Below are 16,691 nucleotides of genomic sequence, written 5' to 3'. Positions count from 1 at the left end.
AGAGCTAGCTAACGACACTTTGATGACTGTTAGCCTCTGTAAATGCAGCTTTTGCCAAGATATTGGCGTAATAAATTGTTGGAGATCCCGTAATGAAGCTTTCAATGCTGTTTATCAGTCTAAGCATTGCAACTGCATGCCTTTCAGATACGGCCAGCGCTGCAATGCGCCAGTACACAGCCACGGCAGATAACTCACAATGGGAAGTTGTAAAAACAACTCGCTTACAATGCCAATTAAATCATGAAGTTCCATATTATGGCGAAGCTATTTTCAGCGCTACCGCGAGCAAAAATAAAGACCTGCTATTTAACTTGGATATGGTTGTCCGTCCTGACAATTACAGTATTGCTGGTTTAAAAGCAGTCCCGCCAATCTGGCGAGCAGGTTTACCAGCACGTGATATTGCTGACATGAAATTACTACGAAAATTTGACGGCGAACTGGGTAACAAAACGGCATGGGAAATGTTGACCGAGCTTGAAAAAGGCTACCAACCTACTTTTTATTACCAAGACTGGCAAAATAGTGCCGATAAAATTGCCGTTGGCTTATCGAACATTAATTTTAAACAAGCCTATTGGGCATTTTTACAATGCCGCGATGAATTACTGCCATACAGCTTTGAAGATATTTCCTTCACGATTATGAATTATCAACCAAATACCAGTAAACTTACTAAATCATCAAAACAACGTTTAGATAAAATTGCTGAGTATTTAAAGTACGATACGACGATTGCGGCTATTTCGATTGACTCATACACAGATAGCTACGGTGGTCGTTGGAACAACTTAGAGCTGTCTAAAAAACGAGCTCAAGCGATCAAAGAATATATGGTGAGCCTAGGAATTGATGAAACTAAAGTTGAAACGCAAGGCTTTGGTGAAAAACGTCACGTAGCGACTAACGATAATATTTTGGGCCGCGATAAAAACCGCCGCTTAGTGATACAAATTGAGAAAATGTAGCTAAAAGAAGTAATGCCTTTTAGCTACATGACGACTGTTGTTAAGGGTTAAGCTTTTTAAACGTGGCTCTTTTTTTCAACCAACCATCACCAAACTGAAACACCGCTAAGCTCAGTAATATGATGGCAGCGCCAATAAGTAATTGTTGATCAATTGCTTCATTATTTAACCAGCCCCCTAAGCCAATCGCAAAGCTTGGTGTGATCAAGGTGGTTAGCGCCACGGTACTAGCTGGTAATTTTTGTAACACATGAAAATAAGCAAGCGAACCAACCAATGAGCCAAACACGCCCAAATACACAATTGACCACAGTGATTTTACTGTCCACGTACTCGTATTGAGCTCACCATCGAACAACCACCAAGTAATAAAAAATAAGGGCGTAACAAATACTAATGCACCAAATGTGGTCGCCATTGGATGAATAGCAATTTTTATTCGCTTGATCATCACCCCACTTAAACTAAAAAAGCACACAGCCATAAATACGTAAGCTAAACCCTGCATTTGCATCAATGAGCCTTGCATGTGTTTTTCACTTACCAAAAATAACCCCAATAGCGCAAATGCTAACGCAATTAGTTTAACAACGCTGAATTTTGGCTCGTTGAGTAATCGCTGTGCTAATAAACCAGATAAAATTGGTGCCAGACCAAACATTAATGATATCAGCCCTGATGGAACTGTTTTAGCTGCCATATAACTCAACAGCATGCCACCATATATGCCGATACTCGAATAACCATACAAAAAACACGCACGACGGTGCCAAGGGACACGAATATTAGCAATCGCCACAACTAATGCAGCCAGCACTAATCCTATCGACATCCGTAACAATACCGCGAGCGTTGGTGTAACAGACTCACTGCTCCAAACAATTCCCAAAGGCGTTGTTGACCAAATTAAGACCATTAAAAAATATGATGCTTTAACGCTCACAAGCGGATCCTTTTAGCAAAGTGGCGATAACAAAGAGGAAGGAGATACAGCACTAACCGCTTTGAAATCGCGGTTAGTAAAAAACAACTTAACCGCAGCGCAGCAATGGGCGCACAACTGATAGATTCAGCCATGGGCGCATGGTTAGGGCTCGGTTAACTTGTTGCATGTAAATAGTATTCTTAATAATAAATTGAATTTATAGAAATAGCAGAACTGGTTAATAAGTCAACTGCTAGAGTGGTTTTTATACCAAAAACTGACTTCACAATGATGGCTTGTAAATCATAAGTTACATTTAATTTCTTTGATTTGTAACAAAACTATTTAAGTTTGTGCCAACTAGTTATATCTTGCCTGCCTCTCACGATGTTTTAGGGGCAAAAAGTGCTTAAAAATAAAACAATAGGCAGCATGTTAATTGTTGCAGGTACCACTATCGGCGCAGGGATGTTGGCGCTACCAATCGCTTCTGCGGGACTTGGCTTTACAACCGCATTAGCATTAATTATTTCAATATGGGCGTTAATGACTTATACCGCATTATTAATGCTCGAATTACATCAACATGCTGATCGCGATGCCACGCTAAATACGTTAGCAAAATCATGGTTAGGTAAACGCGGCCAATATCTGGCTAATTTTTCGGTGATGTTTTTATTCTATGCGCTTTGCTCAGCTTACATTGCAGGTGGTGGTGCGCAACTACAAGAAAAAATAAATAACGGCTTTAGCCTCGATATTGCTCCGCAAGTAGGTTCAATCATTCTAGCGATTGTAATAGGCACAGTTGTTACCTTAGGCACCAGTAAGGTCGATAAGCTAAACCGAGTGTTATTTAGCATCAAAATTGTGGTACTGGCGAGCTTATTTTATATGTTAACCCCGTATGTTCATGGCCAACATTTACTCGAAATGCCCATTGAACAAGGCCTTATTTTATCAGCTATTCCTGTGGTATTTACCTCTTTTGGTTTTCATGGTTCGATCCCATCGATCGTTAAATATGTTGGTTTAGATATTAAAACCTTACGCCGTGTCATGATTGCCGGAGCAGCTTTACCGCTGGTTATTTACATTTTTTGGCAGTTGATCAGCCAAGGTATGATGAGTCAAGCTGAATTACTAAAAAGCTCTGGCTTACCAGGCTTTGTGGCAAGTATTGCCAGTATCGCTAATAACGCAGCTGTTGCCACTGCAGTTAACCTATTTGCAGACTTAGCACTGGCAACCTCATTTTTAGGGGTGAGCCTAGGATTATTTGATTTCTTTGCTGATGCCTTTAAAAAAGGAGATGGTAATAAAGATCGGATAAAAACAGCCCTCATTACTTTTATCCCGCCATTAGGATTTGCATTGTTTTACCCACAAGGTTTTATTATGGCGCTTGGCTATGCAGCTATCGCTTTAGTCGTACTAGCAGTGTTTTTACCCGTAGCAATGGTTTATAAGCAGCGTAGCAGCGATAAAGGCGGCTATACAGTGCGTGGTGGTAATTTTGGTCTGGCAGTAGCGGCGCTTTGCGGCGTGCTTATTATCAGCGCCCAAGGGCTGCAGATGGCAGGTTTAATCCCCGCGATAGGTTAATGCAAAAAGGCACCTAAATGGTGCCTTTTGGTATTTTAACTAACTTGAGTTAGATTAAACATGTGTTTAACTCAATCATCAAGCTTTGCAAATAGCTTTGGCAAATCTTGCTCTGCTATAGGCGGGCTATAATAATAGCCTTGCACTATAAAGCAGTTATTGTTTTGTAAAAACTCCACTTGTTCTATGGTCTCAACGCCTTCGGCTACCACATTCAATTTTAACTTTTGTGCCATCGCTATAATTGCCGCAGTGATCTCCATGTCATTTGGATCATCCGGTATATCTTTAACAAACGAGCGGTCAACTTTTAAAATATCAACTGGGAAACGTTTTAAGTAGCTCAATGACGAATAACCCGTGCCAAAGTCGTCTATCGATATTGACACGCCAAGCGCTTTTAGCTGATGTAATTGCGTAATTGCCGCTTCCACATTACCCATTAGCATACTTTCGGTTAATTCCAGATGTAACCGCTTAGCCGACACCTTGGTTTTCTTAATAATCGATGCCAATAATGGCACTAACTTAGCATCTTTAAACTGACGAGCAGAGAGATTAATCGAAATATTATTTTCTCGCCCTTGCGCTGCTAATCTTGCTGCAAACTCACACGCTTCTTGTAGCACCCAAGCACCTAACTCAACTATTAAACCTGTTGCTTCAGCTATTGGGATAAACTTGGTAGGTGGGATCATCCCTTCAGTTGGGTGGAACCAGCGGATCAAGGCTTCATAACCGACCACATGCTGAGTGCGACTATCAACTTGTGGTTGATAGAAAATCACAAATTGCCGTGCTTTGATTGCTAAACGCAGTTCGTTTTCAATAAACAGTCGCTCATTTGCTGCAGCATCTAATTCTTGGCTATAAAAGTGATAAGTATTACGCCCTTTTGCTTTAGCCTCATACATAGCTAAATCAGCGTGTTTTAATAACTGGTCTTCTTCTTTGCTATCATATGGTGCCATAGTAATGCCAATACTAGCACTAATAATGACCTCGTTATTGCCAAGCATTATTGGCACATTCAATGTTTTTTGAATCGTGTTAGCAACATCCATTGCATGCTCTTGACGCTCAATTCCACTGAGTAAAACTGCAAACTCATCGCCACCTAAACGGGCAATTGTATCTTCCGCTCGCAGTCGTTTTTTCAAACGGTTAGCAACCTCAACGAGTAGCTGATCGCCTGCATCATGACCAAGTGTATCGTTAATACGCTTAAACTCATCTAAATCAAAATAGAATAAAGCAAACGCATAATGGCCACGCTCTGCAAGCGCCATTGACTTACGTAATTGCATTCTAAAGAAGGTACGGTTAGCCAGCCCTGTTAAGGTGTCGAAATAAGCCAATTGCTCCATTTTCCGCTGGCTTTCTTTAACAAACGAAATATCCTGTGCTGAGGCAACATAACTGGTGATGCTGCCACCGTCTTCGCGAATTGGTGAGATACTGAGCGACACCCAGATTGGCTTTTTATCTAGACCTTGGATCAAAGTATCGCCACGCCAATAATTTCGGCTGCGTAAATCAATATCAATGTCATCAACCAAAATAGCCATTTCTTTGGCGATAATACTTAATAGCGGTGACTGCATAAAGTGATTTTCTTCAAATCCGGTCATTTCTAACATTTTTGGATTGACGTATTCAATCACGAAGTTTTGATCGGTGATGACCACTGCAGTGCCAGAAAAAGCAACCGCTTTAGATAATCGATTTGCGGCTTTTTCGGCAATCTCTTTTTCTGTAATACGCTGATTCAGACCATCAATAAGCTTACGAATTTCAATAGCCATATCGCGAAAAGAGCCATTTAAAGTACCAATTTCGTCTTTATTTTCTTTTGGAAATTCAATTTGTAAGTGCCCTTTGCCAAAGCTGGTTACCGCATGTACTAATGAATGAATACGACGTAACACCAGTTGGTAAAGTGCTTGATGTAATAACAGTGCGACTAAAATGGCATATAAAATAAACAACCCAAAAAACTTCACTTTTAGCTCTTCAAGTGCTGAAAGTGCTGATGAACGTTTTTTGTAAATTCCTATATACCAGTCTAAATTATCAACTTTACGAATATTAATGATGTGCGTTTCACCATCTTGTACAAAAGAGTCTGCGTATTCTGGTAAATGCATTTTGATAGTTTGATTGATCAGCTCTTGTAGATCGCCATTAACAAAATCATGAGTGCGTAGTGGTTTGCCTGCTTTACCGTAGGTTTCGTAAAGATTTTTATTCAGATCAGGATGAGCAAGTAATTGCCCTTGGCTATCAAAAACAAATAAGTGCTGCTCCTTGTCACCGATCGGTAATTGCGAAATAAGCGTATCGAGTGCTAAATCGCTGCCAGTAACACCTAAAAATTCATTTTCAAGATAAACTGGCACCAGTAAACTCACCACCCATTTATGCCAAATTTTATCGTAGTAAACTTTAGACCACACAGCCGAGCGGGTTGGGTTAAGCGCTTCTTTTGCGTAATTAAAACTTTGATTATCAATAAACTGATGAGAGCCTGCAACATTCAGAGCCCAATTAGGTGGCGCAATACGGATAAAATTATCTTTGGTGATTAAATAAAAGTTAAAGAAATCTTGGATCAAGGTAGGCGCTACAATTTTCCATAGCGATTCAGAATCATTAATGAGTTTTTTATAAAAAGGTGAGTACTTATCTTGTGGCATAAAAGCCGCAGATAAACCATCATCAGAGGCACTGCGAATACTGCCATCGGGGTCAAAGCTGAGCTGCGCACTTTGGCTACTGAGCAATTGCGAGGAATTATAAAATAATTGGCTAGAGACGACATTATTCGCTTGCTCCGCAATATTAATTTTGGTTTTCACCAGAGTATTAAACTGACGGATCAGACGTTCGCTGGAATGCTTGAGAACTTCATGTTCTTCAAATACCAATTGTTTTTCTTCTGATTTTAGCATTAACACCGCTGCACAGATCCCAGCAATTAAACAAATTGCCGAAATTAACAGCGAAAGCTTCATACTCAACGAATTTACACCAAAGCGTGATGGTGGGCGTCTATACACCACAGGACAACCTTATTTTTAATAATTATTTTTATTTAAATTCACCTAAATAAATATACCAGATCCCTATTTAGATTTATAAATTTTTCGTTGAAATTACTGAAAAAATCCCATATCAAAAATAAACTATCCTTTGGCGGCGATAAAACCCGCTAGAGTGTTGACTTTATAGCCCACTCTCCATACATTAAGAGTATGAATATAATATTTTCGCAATTACATTTTTCGTTTTTTAGCTTCTTTAGATAGAAGAGGCTTACCTGTTTGCGAGATTAAATCAACCGAATAGCAAAGCCTCCCAATTGGGAGGCTTTTTTGTTTTTATTACCCAAAAGGTAATTTTTTGGAATGAGGAACCCAAAAATGACTAATGATGTACTTAATTCACTTAGACACGATATCAATGAAATTGATTCTGACCTATTAGTGCTATTAGCAAAACGTCGCCGTATTAGCCACGGCGTTGTAGAATATAAGATTGCTAATAATAAACCGATACGTGATGAGGCCCGAGAACTTGCCTTGTTAGAAAAACTCATCGGTTATGGTAAGTCTCTTGGTTTGGACGCTTATTATGTGAATAACGTTTTCCAAACAATTTTAGAAGATTCAGTACTTAATCAACAAGCCATGTTACAGAAGAACTTAAACCCAGATGCTATGAGTGAAACACACCGTGTTGCTTATTTAGGTGGTCAAGGTTCTTACAGCCAACTTGCTTGTCATAAATATTTTAGCCGTCGCCCAGGTAAACTTGTTGAAATGGGCTGCTCTAGCTTTGAACAGATCACTGGTAAAGTTGAAAATGGTCAAGCAGATTTTGGCTTATTACCCATTGAAAACACCAGCTCTGGCAGTATTAACGAAGTGTTTGATTTACTGCAACACGCACAAGTCTCCATCGTTGGTGAAGTAACCCACAGTGTTGAACATTGTTTATTGGTCACACCGGGTACTGAGCTTAGTCAGATCAGTAAGATTTTTGCTCACCCGCAACCATTCGCTCAATGTAGTCGCTTTTTACAAGGCTTAGGAGATATTCAACATGAAACATGCGATTCAACCTCAAGCGCTCTACAATTAGCATTAGATACCCCTAATAGCGCAGCAATTGGTTCAGCTCAAGCGGGTAAGAATGTGGGTTTAGAAGTGATTAAATCAGGCCTTGCGAATCAACGTGAAAATCATAGCCGTTTTATTGTAGTTGCCCGTAAGCCTCTTTATGTATCAAAACAGATCCCGACTAAAACCAGTTTAATTATGGCAACTAAACAACAAGCAGGTTCTTTGGCTGATGCGTTGATGATTTTCAAAGAACATAATATCAACTTAGTAAAACTAGAATCACGCCCTGTGCCGGGTAACCCATGGGAAGAAGTATTCTATGTGGATTTAGAAGCAAACCTGGTTGATAACCATGTTAAGCAAGCACTTGAAGAACTTAAAGAACACACCCAATATGTACGCGTACTGGGCTGTTACCAAAGTGAATCGCTGCAAGCTGTTAGTATAGAAAGTTAAGCGCTAAGTAAAATATAAAAAAGGGCTAAAATTAGCCCTTTTTTATTATCTGTTTTTCACACAGCGGTTATCAATCAAGTACTTTCGCATCATTAGCTTTGTTTAACAGGCTGCGACTTTGCGTTAAAAAATGCGCAGTAGCATCTGAAAAATACGCTTTAGCATCCGCAAATGAATCAATTAAAGCGGCCTTATCACCGGCTTTTAATTTTGCCAAGGTACTTGCAAACGTATCTTGATATTGTGCAAGTAAAGGCTCTACGTTATCAAATTGCGCTAGCATAATGTCTGAATAAAGCTCTGGTGATTGTGCGAATAAGCGCCCTACCATCATCAACTCTAATTGGTAAATCGGTGACGAACAACTGCGGAGCTCCTCGAGAGTATGACCTTGTTTTGCTAGAAACTGACCGTATACAAAAGTGGTTAAATGGCGCATAACCTGAATAATTTGCATGGCTTCATCGTGCTTTTGCGCATCGAGTTCAACAAGTTGACAGCCCCACACTTGCAGTTGCGATAATAAACCTTGGGCAATCTCATGGTTACGGCCTTCGCAAACCACCACTGTTTGCTTTACCCAATGAGAAATATCAGGACCAAACATTGGATGTAAACCTACTACAGGACCGCTATGCACTGCTTTTAATACTTTTAACGGTGCTTGCTTAACTGAAGTAATATCAACTAATAAACAATCATCATCGAGCTTAGGTAAGGCAGTAACCACTGTTTCTAAGGCATTAATTGGCACACTGATCATCACCAGTTTTGCACCCGCTAATGTTTCTTGCGCGTTACTTTGCTGTTCTTTGTCGAGTATTCTAACTTCATACCCTGAGCGGATAAATTGCTGAGCAAACAATTGCCCCATAGCGCCTTGACCACCAACAATCACAATAGGTGATAACTGTGGCGCGCTACATGCTAATTTAGCCTGTTGATTTTGGTAAGCTTCGCGCATCATACGGCGTAGGATATCTTCCACCAATTCAGGATTAACACCTTGGTTAATCGCTTCTTGGCGACGAGCAGCTAATAAAGTAGCTTCACGATCAGGCGCATGCAGTGGCGCACCCGTTTGTTGTTTGATTGCGCCGATCTGCTCGGTAATACTATTACGTCTAGCCAGCAGTGCAACCAACTGGGCATCACATTCATCGATCCCCTCTCTTAACTTATCTAACTCTTTTATATCCGCCACGCGACTACCACCTTAGAAACTGCAATTTCGTACATTTAAATTTACATAAAAGTAAACTAATCAATACGATAAATACTAACAGGATCGCTTAGTTGTTAAAAGGCTAAATAAGCAAAAGAATGAGGGTTTAAGCGTTAAGCCATAAGTTATAAGTTGGCCGAGTTGTATTTGATTTATGAGTAATTCTTGGATGGGTATTTTTTTGCTGAACTTCTCTGCGCTCTAATCAAGTTATGGTGATCACTTTAACGTTGAGCGATCTTAATCTTTTAACTTTACCCTCACTAGCCTTCTAATTCGATAACTTTACCCTAACTAACTTACTATCTCTAAAAACCAAAACGGGTTGCAGCCCGAAGGTTGCAACCCGTTTTTTTGCGTTGATAAACAGCGCGTATTAGTTAAGTTTTTCTCTAATACGTGCAGATTTACCAGAACGCTCACGTAGATAGTAAAGTTTCGCACGGCGAACTGCACCGCGACGCTTAACTGCTACGCTATCGATAAGAGGGCTGTGCGTTTGGAATACACGCTCAACACCTTCACCGTTCGAAATTTTACGAACTGTGAATGCTGAGTGAAGACCACGGTTACGCTTAGCGATTACAACACCTTCAAAGGCCTGTAGACGCTCTTTAGCACCTTCTTTTACTTTTACCTGTACAACCACTGTATCACCAGGGCCAAATGCAGGTACGTCTGTTTTAAGCTGCTCATCTTCAAGCGCTTTAATAATATTTTGGTTTACTTTTGCCATTATGTTTCTCACTTTCCTAGGTGTAACTGTCTTCTAGCCACAAGCTTTTTGGTACTCTTGCTGAAATTTCGCGAGTAATACCGCTTGCTCCTCAGTCAGAGCTAGGTTATGCAACAAGTCAGGACGGCGTAACCAAGTTCTGCCTAATGACTGCATCAGCCGCCATTTTGCTATCTCTTGGTGGTTTCCGCTGAGTAATACAGCAGGCACCTGTTTGTCGTCCAATGTTTCTGGCCGTGTATAGTGAGGACAATCCAGCAAGCCATCCGAAAATGAGTCTTGCTCTGCTGACTGGTTGTGTCCTAATACGCCCGGCACTAATCGCGCTACTGCGTCAATTAATGTCATGGCTGGTAGTTCACCACCACTCAAAATAAAATCACCAATTGACCATTCTTCGTCAACGTATGATTCTATTATTCTCTCGTCTATACCTTCATAGCGACCGGCAATTAAAATCAGTTTTTTAGAGCTTGCGAGTTCGCTTGCCCCTTGCTGATCTAATTTGCGCCCTTGCGGGGACATATAAATTACTTTTGCACCATCTCCTGCCGCCTGTTTGGCGTCAAGAATGGCTTGCTTTAGTGGTTCAACCATCATTAACATACCTGGACCGCCCCCGTAAGGACGATCATCCACGGTCCTATGCTTATCAATAGCATAATCTCGTGGGTTCCAGCAGTTAAAGTCGATCAGACCATTTTTTACTGCTCGACCAGTTACACCTTGCGTTGTAATGGCATCAAACATGTCCGGGAAAAGGCTGATAACCCCTACCCACAACGAACTCGTTTGACTCATTAAAAGCCAGGATCCCAGTCTACTGTAATTTCTTTTACATCGTGCTTAATCTCTTTGATAACTGAATCAGTTAAAAACGGAATTAAACGCTCTGCTTGGCCAAATGCATCTTTATTGTTTGCTTTCACAACCAATACGTCATTTGAGCCTGTCTCCATCAGGTCATCAACTATGCCTAAGTCATAACCTTTATCGGTTACAACAGACATGCCAATGAGATCTCGCCAATAGAACTCACCTTGCGGGAGTTCTGGTAATTGCGCTGCATCCATTGAGATTTCTGCATGGGTATAAGCCATTGCTTCGTCTCGATCGTTTACTTGCGCAAATTTAGCGATAAAGCCTTTGTTGTGGCGACGCCAGTCGACCACTTCTAAGGTCTGCCATTTACCTTGCTGCCCTATCAACCACGGGCTGAAATCGAAGATCCCTATGGGATCATCAGTAAATGAATGTACCTTAAGCCAGCCCTTTATACCATATGGGGCACCGAGCTTTCCTACGACAATTATTGATGAGGTGTTCTCTTGACTCATGGTTACACTTACGCCTATTAAGCCGCTTTACGAGCGTCTTTAACTAACTTATTTACGCGATCTGAAAGAGATGCGCCCTGACCTACCCAGTGTTCTACACGAGATAAATCTAAACGTACTTTTTCTTCTTGACCACTAGCAATTGGGTTAAAAAAGCCTACTTTCTCGATGAAGCGACCGTCACGCGAGAAACGGCTATCCGCAACCACAATTTGATAGAAAGGGCGTTTTTTAGCGCCACCACGTTGCAAACGAATAGTTACCATACCGTCCTCTAAATAGATTGACTGTTTTCATTAATAAGATTTACTCCCCAGTATGGGGAGCTGGGGAATTGTACGAGTTTTTAGCAACAATGCAAGTAAGAAGTGACTCGAAATGACTGTTAAGTTGATTAAACTATGATCTACGCGTTAAATCAGGCTATATAGAACTTTCAACGCATAATTTATCTACAAAAAAAGAGGCTATTTGCCTCTCTTTTTAGTTAACTGATTAGCTACATCTGCATGGCGTCAGTTAAAACATTAAAATTTAGGGCCACCGCCACCCATCATTCCTGGTGGTAACATGCCTTTCATGCCGCGCATCATTTTCATCATGCCGCCTTTACCTTTCATTTTTTTCATCATTTTTTGCATCTGCGTAAACTGTTTTAACAGCTTATTGATCTCTTGTACTTGCGTACCAGAGCCCGCTGCAATACGCTTTTTACGAGAGCCTTTAATGATCTCTGGACGTGCACGCTCTTTTTTCGTCATTGAGCTGATGATCGCTTCCATCTGAATAAAGGTTTTATCACCCATCTGACCTTTCACTGCATCAGGCAGGTTTTGCATACCAGGTAATTTATCAAGCATTGACATCATGCCGCCCATGCTTTTCATTTGCTTTAATTGATCAGCAAAATCATCAAGAGTAAAGCCATCACCTTTAAAAACTTTTTCAGCAACTTTTGCAGCTTGCTCTTTATCGACTTTCATTTCGACTTCTTCGATCAATGAAAGTACATCCCCCATACCAAGTATACGCGATGCGATACGATCTGGATGGAAAGGCTCAAGCGCATCAGTGCGCTCACCAACACCCATAAACTTAATAGGCTTGCCGGTAATATGGCGGATTGATAGTGCAGCACCACCGCGCGCATCACCATCGGTCTTGGTTAGTATCACACCGGTCAGAGGTAATGCTTCATCAAACGCTTTGGCAGTATTGGCAGCATCTTGACCCGTCATGGCATCAACCACAAACAAGGTTTCGATTGGGTTAATAGCATGATGAAGATTTTTAATCTCGTCCATCATGTCATTATCAACATGCAAACGACCTGCGGTATCAACTAATACAACATCGATAAATTTCTTTTTCGCATGAGAAATAGCTGCCTTCGCAATATCAACCGGCTGTTGTGAAATGTCACTTGGGAAAAACTCAACACCTACTTCATCGGCCAGTGTTTCCAACTGTTTAATAGCCGCAGGACGATAAACGTCGGCACTGACTACTAATACTGATTTCTTTTTACGTTCTTTTAAGAATTTGGCAAGCTTAGCAACACTGGTCGTTTTACCCGCACCTTGCAGACCCGCCATCATTACAACGGCTGGCGGTTGTGCGTTTAGGCTCAACTCTTCGTTTGCTTCACCCATGGCTTTTTCAAGCTCTTCGCGAACGATTTTAATGAACACTTGCCCAGGACTTAGGCTCTTAGTTACTTCAATACCTACCGCGCGCTCTTTAACTTGTTTAACAAACTCACGAACAACGGGTAAAGCGACGTCGGCTTCTAAAAAAGCCATACGCACTTCGCGTAGTGTATCTTTTATATTGTCTTCAGTAAGGCGTCCACGGCCGCTGATATTCTTTAAGGTTTTACCTAATCGTTCTTGGAGGTTCTCAAACATGTAAAGGTTCCGATCAAACGTGATATACCAATTTCCCAACCAACGTTATTGCCGCAAGTTTAGCACTTACTATTAATAGCGCTGATTTCATATAATCAGTATTATTAAAATTTTAATTAAAAACAGTATACCGTAAATGGTGGCGCACAATACAGTGTTCAAGTGAGCTGTTTGAGTTTCTTTTTACAAACTCTATGCATTTGCCTCACTATAAAATACAATGCCATTACTCTAACAAGGAATATTTGACTCAAATTGAGTGGCCCAAGCACTATGCTGATTATTAGTTTAACTATTATTGCCAGTTTATTTTATATCTTCGCGACGTCTCACGTGCTGTCTCGGTTATTTCACCAACAAGGTCCGAGCCAAAAGCTGACGGTTATCCTCAGCACGGTGGCAATTTTAGCGCACATGTTATTACTGGTGAATTCAGTGTTTCGCGCCGATGGCCAAGATTTAAGTATTGTTAATGTATCACTATTAACCTGCTGGGTGATTGTGGTCTCTGTCACTACAGTGTCATTAAAATTCCCTGCCACATTATTACTGCCTGTTGTCTATGGCTTTGCTGCTTTGCTAACAATTGCCAGCTTATTTATCCCGCATCATATTTTATTGCAAAGTATTGATGTTGAAATAGGTTTAGTCACTCATATTTCGCTTTCCCTGCTTGCATACTGTGTGTTAATTATTGCCACTTTATATGGCGTACAGTTTTACTTTATTGATAAACGTTTAAAACGAAAAGACTTAGCGATTGTGCATAGCCATTTACCGCCATTAATGGTGGTTGAACGCCAACTCTATCACTTATTAACGCTAGGCACGGTTTTGTTAACCTTAGCGTTATTATCTGGTTTTATTTTTCTTGATGGCATGTTTGCTAGTGAATTTATTCATAAAACTGTTTTATCATTAATTGCTTGGGCTATGTTTGCAACGGTGACAATTGGTCACTTAAAGCAAGGCTGGCGTGGGAAACCGGTCGTACTAGCTATCATGGCTGCTGCTTTTGTTTTAACGCTGGCATATTTTGGCAGTCGTTTTGTGCAAGAGGTGATCCTGAATAAGTTTTAACTTGACTCAGGCAGCTCACTCCCGCTTAATACGCATTGGTTAAATAAAAAAGGATCCTTCTTTGGACGACATCTCTACAAGTGTTTTGTTTATAATACTTGGAATACTCATACTTTGTTCTGCATATTTTTCTGGTTCTGAAACGGGCATTATGTCAATTAACAGAATCCGCTTACGCCACCTTGCTAAAGAAAATCACCGCGCAGCAAAGCGTGTCAACAAACTTTTGAGCCGTCCTGATAGACTTATTGGCCTTATCCTCATCGGTAATAACTTGGTGAATATTGCTGCCGCGCAGGTTGCAACCATTATCGGTATTCGTTTATATGGTGATTTAGGTATCGCTATTGCCACTGGCGCACTAACTTTAGTAGTGCTTATATTTGCAGAAGTTACGCCTAAAACGCTAGCTGCGCTTTACCCTGAAAAAGTTGCCTTTCCTAGTTCGGTGATACTCAAAGGGTTACTAAAAATTCTCTTTCCATTTGTCGTCGTCGTTAACTGGATGACCAATGGCATATTACGCCTATTTGGTATTAGTGCTGCACAAATAGATGAGCACAGCATGAGTAAAGAAGAATTAAAAACGGTGCTGAATGAATCGGGTGCGCTGATCCCCGCGCGTCACCAAAGTATGTTGACCTCCATTTTAGATTTAGAGCAAGTCACTGTCGAAGATATTATGATCCCGCGCAACGAAATTGTTGCCATTGATATCAATGATGACTGGAAACTAATTAGTAAACAGCTTACCCATGCACAACACACGCGAGTACTTTTATATCGCGACCAAATTGATGATGCGGTAGGCTTTATTCACTCACGGGATGCACTGCGGTTATTAACAAAAGAGCAATTTGATAAACCATCATTGCTTCGCGCAGTTCGTGAGATTTATTTTATTCCTGAAGGTACGTCGCTCAATACTCAGCTATTTAAATTTCAGCAATCAAAAGAGCGTATCGGTTTAGTAGTTGATGAATATGGTGATATTCAAGGATTAGTTACCCTCGAAGATATTCTTGAAGAAGTGGTCGGTGACTTTACCACTACGCAAACACGTACTCCAAGTGAAGAAGTTGTGTCACAAGATGATGGCTCATTTTTAGTTGATGGCGGTGCTAACGTACGCGATCTAAACAAAGAAATGGATTGGGAGTTCCCTCTTGATGGCCCGAAAACATTAAGTGGCTTAATTGTCGAATACTTAGAAGACATTCCTGATGCCAACTTGAGTTTGCGTATTGCAGGCTATCCGATTGAAGTTGTTGAAGTAAAAGAGAACATGATCAAACTGGTGCGCATTCAAGCGAACAAGCGCAAAATATAAGCAATATCTGTAGAGTAACCTATGGTTACTCTACTCCCTCTGCTCATCCCCGCAACAAATTTTTTGTTCATTATTCTCTATAAAGTGTTAATTATTAGGCTATTATATTTGTAACTTTATAGATGTGGAAAATGCAATGGAAGATATCTCTATCGAGACCCTGTACACCAAAGCGATTGAAATGCTAATGACCTATGGCCCTCGATTTTTATTGGCAATCTTTGTTTTAATTGTTGGTTGGTGGTTTGTTGGCCGTATTGCCAGTATGGCTGAAAAATCAATGGCAAAGGTAAAATTTGAAGCCGGATTAAGTCATTTTTTGGTCTCCTTCTTATCGGTTATTTTAAAGTTACTATTACTGATCTCAGTCGCATCAATGATTGGTATAGAAACAACCTCGTTCATCGCTATGCTCGGTGCTGCAGGTTTAGCGGTCGGTATGGCATTACAAGGCAGCCTAGCGAATTTCGCTGGTGGTGTGCTGATCTTATTTTTTAAACCATTTAAAATTGGTGATGTCATTGAAGCCCAAGGCTATATGGGCAAAGTGGTTGAAATTCAAATATTTGTTACCGTACTACTCACTTATGATAATGAAAAAATTATCATCCCAAATGGTGCACTTTCTAATGGCTGTGTAAAAAACAAGTTTGCAGAACCAACTCGCCGCGTCGATATTGAGTTTGGTATTAGCTACAGTGATGATGTGCTTAAAGCGCGAGAAGTACTAATGGGCGTGTTAAATAGCTACGAGTTAGTACTCAAAGATGAGGCAAAACAACCGGTTGTGCATGTAAGTCAGCATGGCGATAGCCATATCGGCATGTTGGTCTGGGCATGGGTTGATTCTGAAAATTACTGGCCAGTGTATTTTGGTTTATACGAACGCGTTAAAATTGCCTTCGATAAAGAAAATATTACCATTCCATTCCCACAGCGCGATGTACATATTCATCAATTCCCAGGGAAATAAACTAATATTAAAAAGCCCGCAC

14 protein-coding genes are annotated in these 16,691 nt (G+C 40.6%); 6 read left to right on the top strand and 8 right to left on the bottom strand.

Annotated elements, in window-relative coordinates:
- Positions 1-92: 92 nt before the first annotated feature.
- Positions 93-971: an OmpA family protein gene (locus H5154_RS00965; RefSeq protein ID WP_145237165.1), complete on the top strand. Its 879-nt coding sequence runs from the start codon at positions 93-95 to the stop codon at positions 969-971.
- A gap of 40 nt (positions 972-1,011) precedes the next feature.
- Here the strand turns inward: H5154_RS00965 and H5154_RS00960 are convergent, their stop codons facing one another.
- On the bottom strand, positions 1,012-1,914 hold the full coding sequence (locus H5154_RS00960) for a DMT family transporter (RefSeq protein WP_145237168.1): 903 nt from the start codon (positions 1,912-1,914) through the stop codon (positions 1,012-1,014).
- 387 nt (positions 1,915-2,301) lie between these two features.
- On the opposite strand from H5154_RS00960, the gene H5154_RS00955 reads away from it, so the two are divergent.
- Positions 2,302-3,501, top strand: a complete 1,200-nt coding sequence (locus tag H5154_RS00955; protein ID WP_145237171.1) for an aromatic amino acid transport family protein — start codon at positions 2,302-2,304, stop codon at positions 3,499-3,501.
- A gap of 71 nt (positions 3,502-3,572) precedes the next feature.
- Here the strand turns inward: H5154_RS00955 and H5154_RS00950 are convergent, their stop codons facing one another.
- Entirely contained in the window at positions 3,573-6,563 is a 2,991-nt protein-coding gene (locus H5154_RS00950) for an EAL domain-containing protein (protein ID WP_182717095.1), read from the bottom strand.
- 360 nt (positions 6,564-6,923) lie between these two features.
- Here H5154_RS00950 and H5154_RS00945 point away from each other — a divergent pair, with 360 nt between their 5' ends.
- Positions 6,924-8,081: a chorismate mutase gene (locus H5154_RS00945; protein WP_149980790.1), complete on the top strand. Its 1,158-nt coding sequence runs from the start codon at positions 6,924-6,926 to the stop codon at positions 8,079-8,081.
- Between the two features lie 70 nt (positions 8,082-8,151).
- Here H5154_RS00945 and tyrA read toward each other — a convergent pair whose 3' ends face one another.
- The 6 genes from tyrA to ffh all read right to left on the bottom strand — a co-directional run bounded on the left by tyrA (position 8,152) and on the right by ffh (position 13,286).
- Positions 8,152-9,285 carry a bifunctional chorismate mutase/prephenate dehydrogenase gene (gene tyrA / locus H5154_RS00940; protein ID WP_182717094.1) on the bottom strand — a complete coding sequence of 378 codons (1,134 nt, stop codon included), beginning with the start codon at positions 9,283-9,285 and terminating at the stop codon, positions 8,152-8,154.
- Positions 9,286-9,682: 397 nt separating this feature from the next.
- On the bottom strand, positions 9,683-10,042 hold the full coding sequence (rplS, locus tag H5154_RS00935; protein ID WP_002962189.1) for a 50S ribosomal protein L19: 360 nt from the start codon (positions 10,040-10,042) through the stop codon (positions 9,683-9,685).
- A gap of 33 nt (positions 10,043-10,075) precedes the next feature.
- Entirely contained in the window at positions 10,076-10,843 is a 768-nt protein-coding gene (trmD, locus tag H5154_RS00930; RefSeq protein ID WP_145237185.1) for a tRNA (guanosine(37)-N1)-methyltransferase TrmD, read from the bottom strand.
- Positions 10,843-11,379: a ribosome maturation factor RimM gene (gene rimM, locus H5154_RS00925; protein WP_145237188.1), complete on the bottom strand. Its 537-nt coding sequence runs from the start codon at positions 11,377-11,379 to the stop codon at positions 10,843-10,845. The genes trmD and rimM overlap by 1 nt, the downstream gene beginning before the upstream one ends.
- Positions 11,380-11,396: 17 nt before the next feature.
- Positions 11,397-11,645 (bottom strand): 30S ribosomal protein S16, encoded by a 249-nt coding sequence (rpsP, locus tag H5154_RS00920; protein ID WP_145237191.1) that lies wholly within the window; start codon positions 11,643-11,645, stop codon positions 11,397-11,399.
- A gap of 261 nt (positions 11,646-11,906) precedes the next feature.
- The gene (gene ffh / locus H5154_RS00915) at positions 11,907-13,286 is read right to left on the bottom strand and encodes a signal recognition particle protein (RefSeq protein WP_145237194.1); all 1,380 of its coding nucleotides are present in this window, start codon (positions 13,284-13,286) and stop codon (positions 11,907-11,909) included.
- Positions 13,287-13,559: 273 nt separating this feature from the next.
- Between ffh and H5154_RS00910 the strand changes: the two genes are divergently transcribed.
- The 3 genes from H5154_RS00910 to H5154_RS00900 all read left to right on the top strand — a co-directional run bounded on the left by H5154_RS00910 (position 13,560) and on the right by H5154_RS00900 (position 16,669).
- The gene (locus tag H5154_RS00910; protein WP_145237197.1) at positions 13,560-14,366 is read left to right on the top strand and encodes an inner membrane protein YpjD; all 807 of its coding nucleotides are present in this window, start codon (positions 13,560-13,562) and stop codon (positions 14,364-14,366) included.
- 61 nt (positions 14,367-14,427) lie between these two features.
- Positions 14,428-15,696: an HlyC/CorC family transporter gene (locus H5154_RS00905; RefSeq protein WP_145237200.1), complete on the top strand. Its 1,269-nt coding sequence runs from the start codon at positions 14,428-14,430 to the stop codon at positions 15,694-15,696.
- Positions 15,697-15,832: 136 nt separating this feature from the next.
- Entirely contained in the window at positions 15,833-16,669 is an 837-nt protein-coding gene (locus tag H5154_RS00900) for a mechanosensitive ion channel family protein (protein WP_145237203.1), read from the top strand.
- Positions 16,670-16,691: the final 22 nt, after the last annotated feature.

The sequence above is a fragment of the Pseudoalteromonas sp. SR44-5 genome (assembly GCF_014163675.1).
Lineage (GTDB): Bacteria > Pseudomonadota > Gammaproteobacteria > Enterobacterales > Alteromonadaceae > Pseudoalteromonas > Pseudoalteromonas rhizosphaerae.
Note: the sequence above shows the minus strand (reverse complement) of the source record. Positions and strands in the feature narration are given on the sequence as shown.

Coding starts and splice junctions, on each gene's coding strand:
- H5154_RS00965 (WP_145237165.1), top strand. CDS start 93: ATGAAGCTTTCAATGCTGTTTATCAGTCTAAGCATTGCAACTGCATGC.
- H5154_RS00945 (WP_149980790.1), top strand. CDS start 6,924: ATGACTAATGATGTACTTAATTCACTTAGACACGATATCAATGAAATT.
- rplS (WP_002962189.1), bottom strand. CDS start 10,042: ATGGCAAAAGTAAACCAAAATATTATTAAAGCGCTTGAAGATGAGCAG.
- trmD (WP_145237185.1), bottom strand. CDS start 10,843: ATGAGTCAAACGAGTTCGTTGTGGGTAGGGGTTATCAGCCTTTTCCCG.
- rimM (WP_145237188.1), bottom strand. CDS start 11,379: ATGAGTCAAGAGAACACCTCATCAATAATTGTCGTAGGAAAGCTCGGT.
- rpsP (WP_145237191.1), bottom strand. CDS start 11,645: ATGGTAACTATTCGTTTGCAACGTGGTGGCGCTAAAAAACGCCCTTTC.
- ffh (WP_145237194.1), bottom strand. CDS start 13,286: ATGTTTGAGAACCTCCAAGAACGATTAGGTAAAACCTTAAAGAATATC.
- H5154_RS00910 (WP_145237197.1), top strand. CDS start 13,560: ATGCTGATTATTAGTTTAACTATTATTGCCAGTTTATTTTATATCTTC.
- H5154_RS00900 (WP_145237203.1), top strand. CDS start 15,833: ATGGAAGATATCTCTATCGAGACCCTGTACACCAAAGCGATTGAAATG.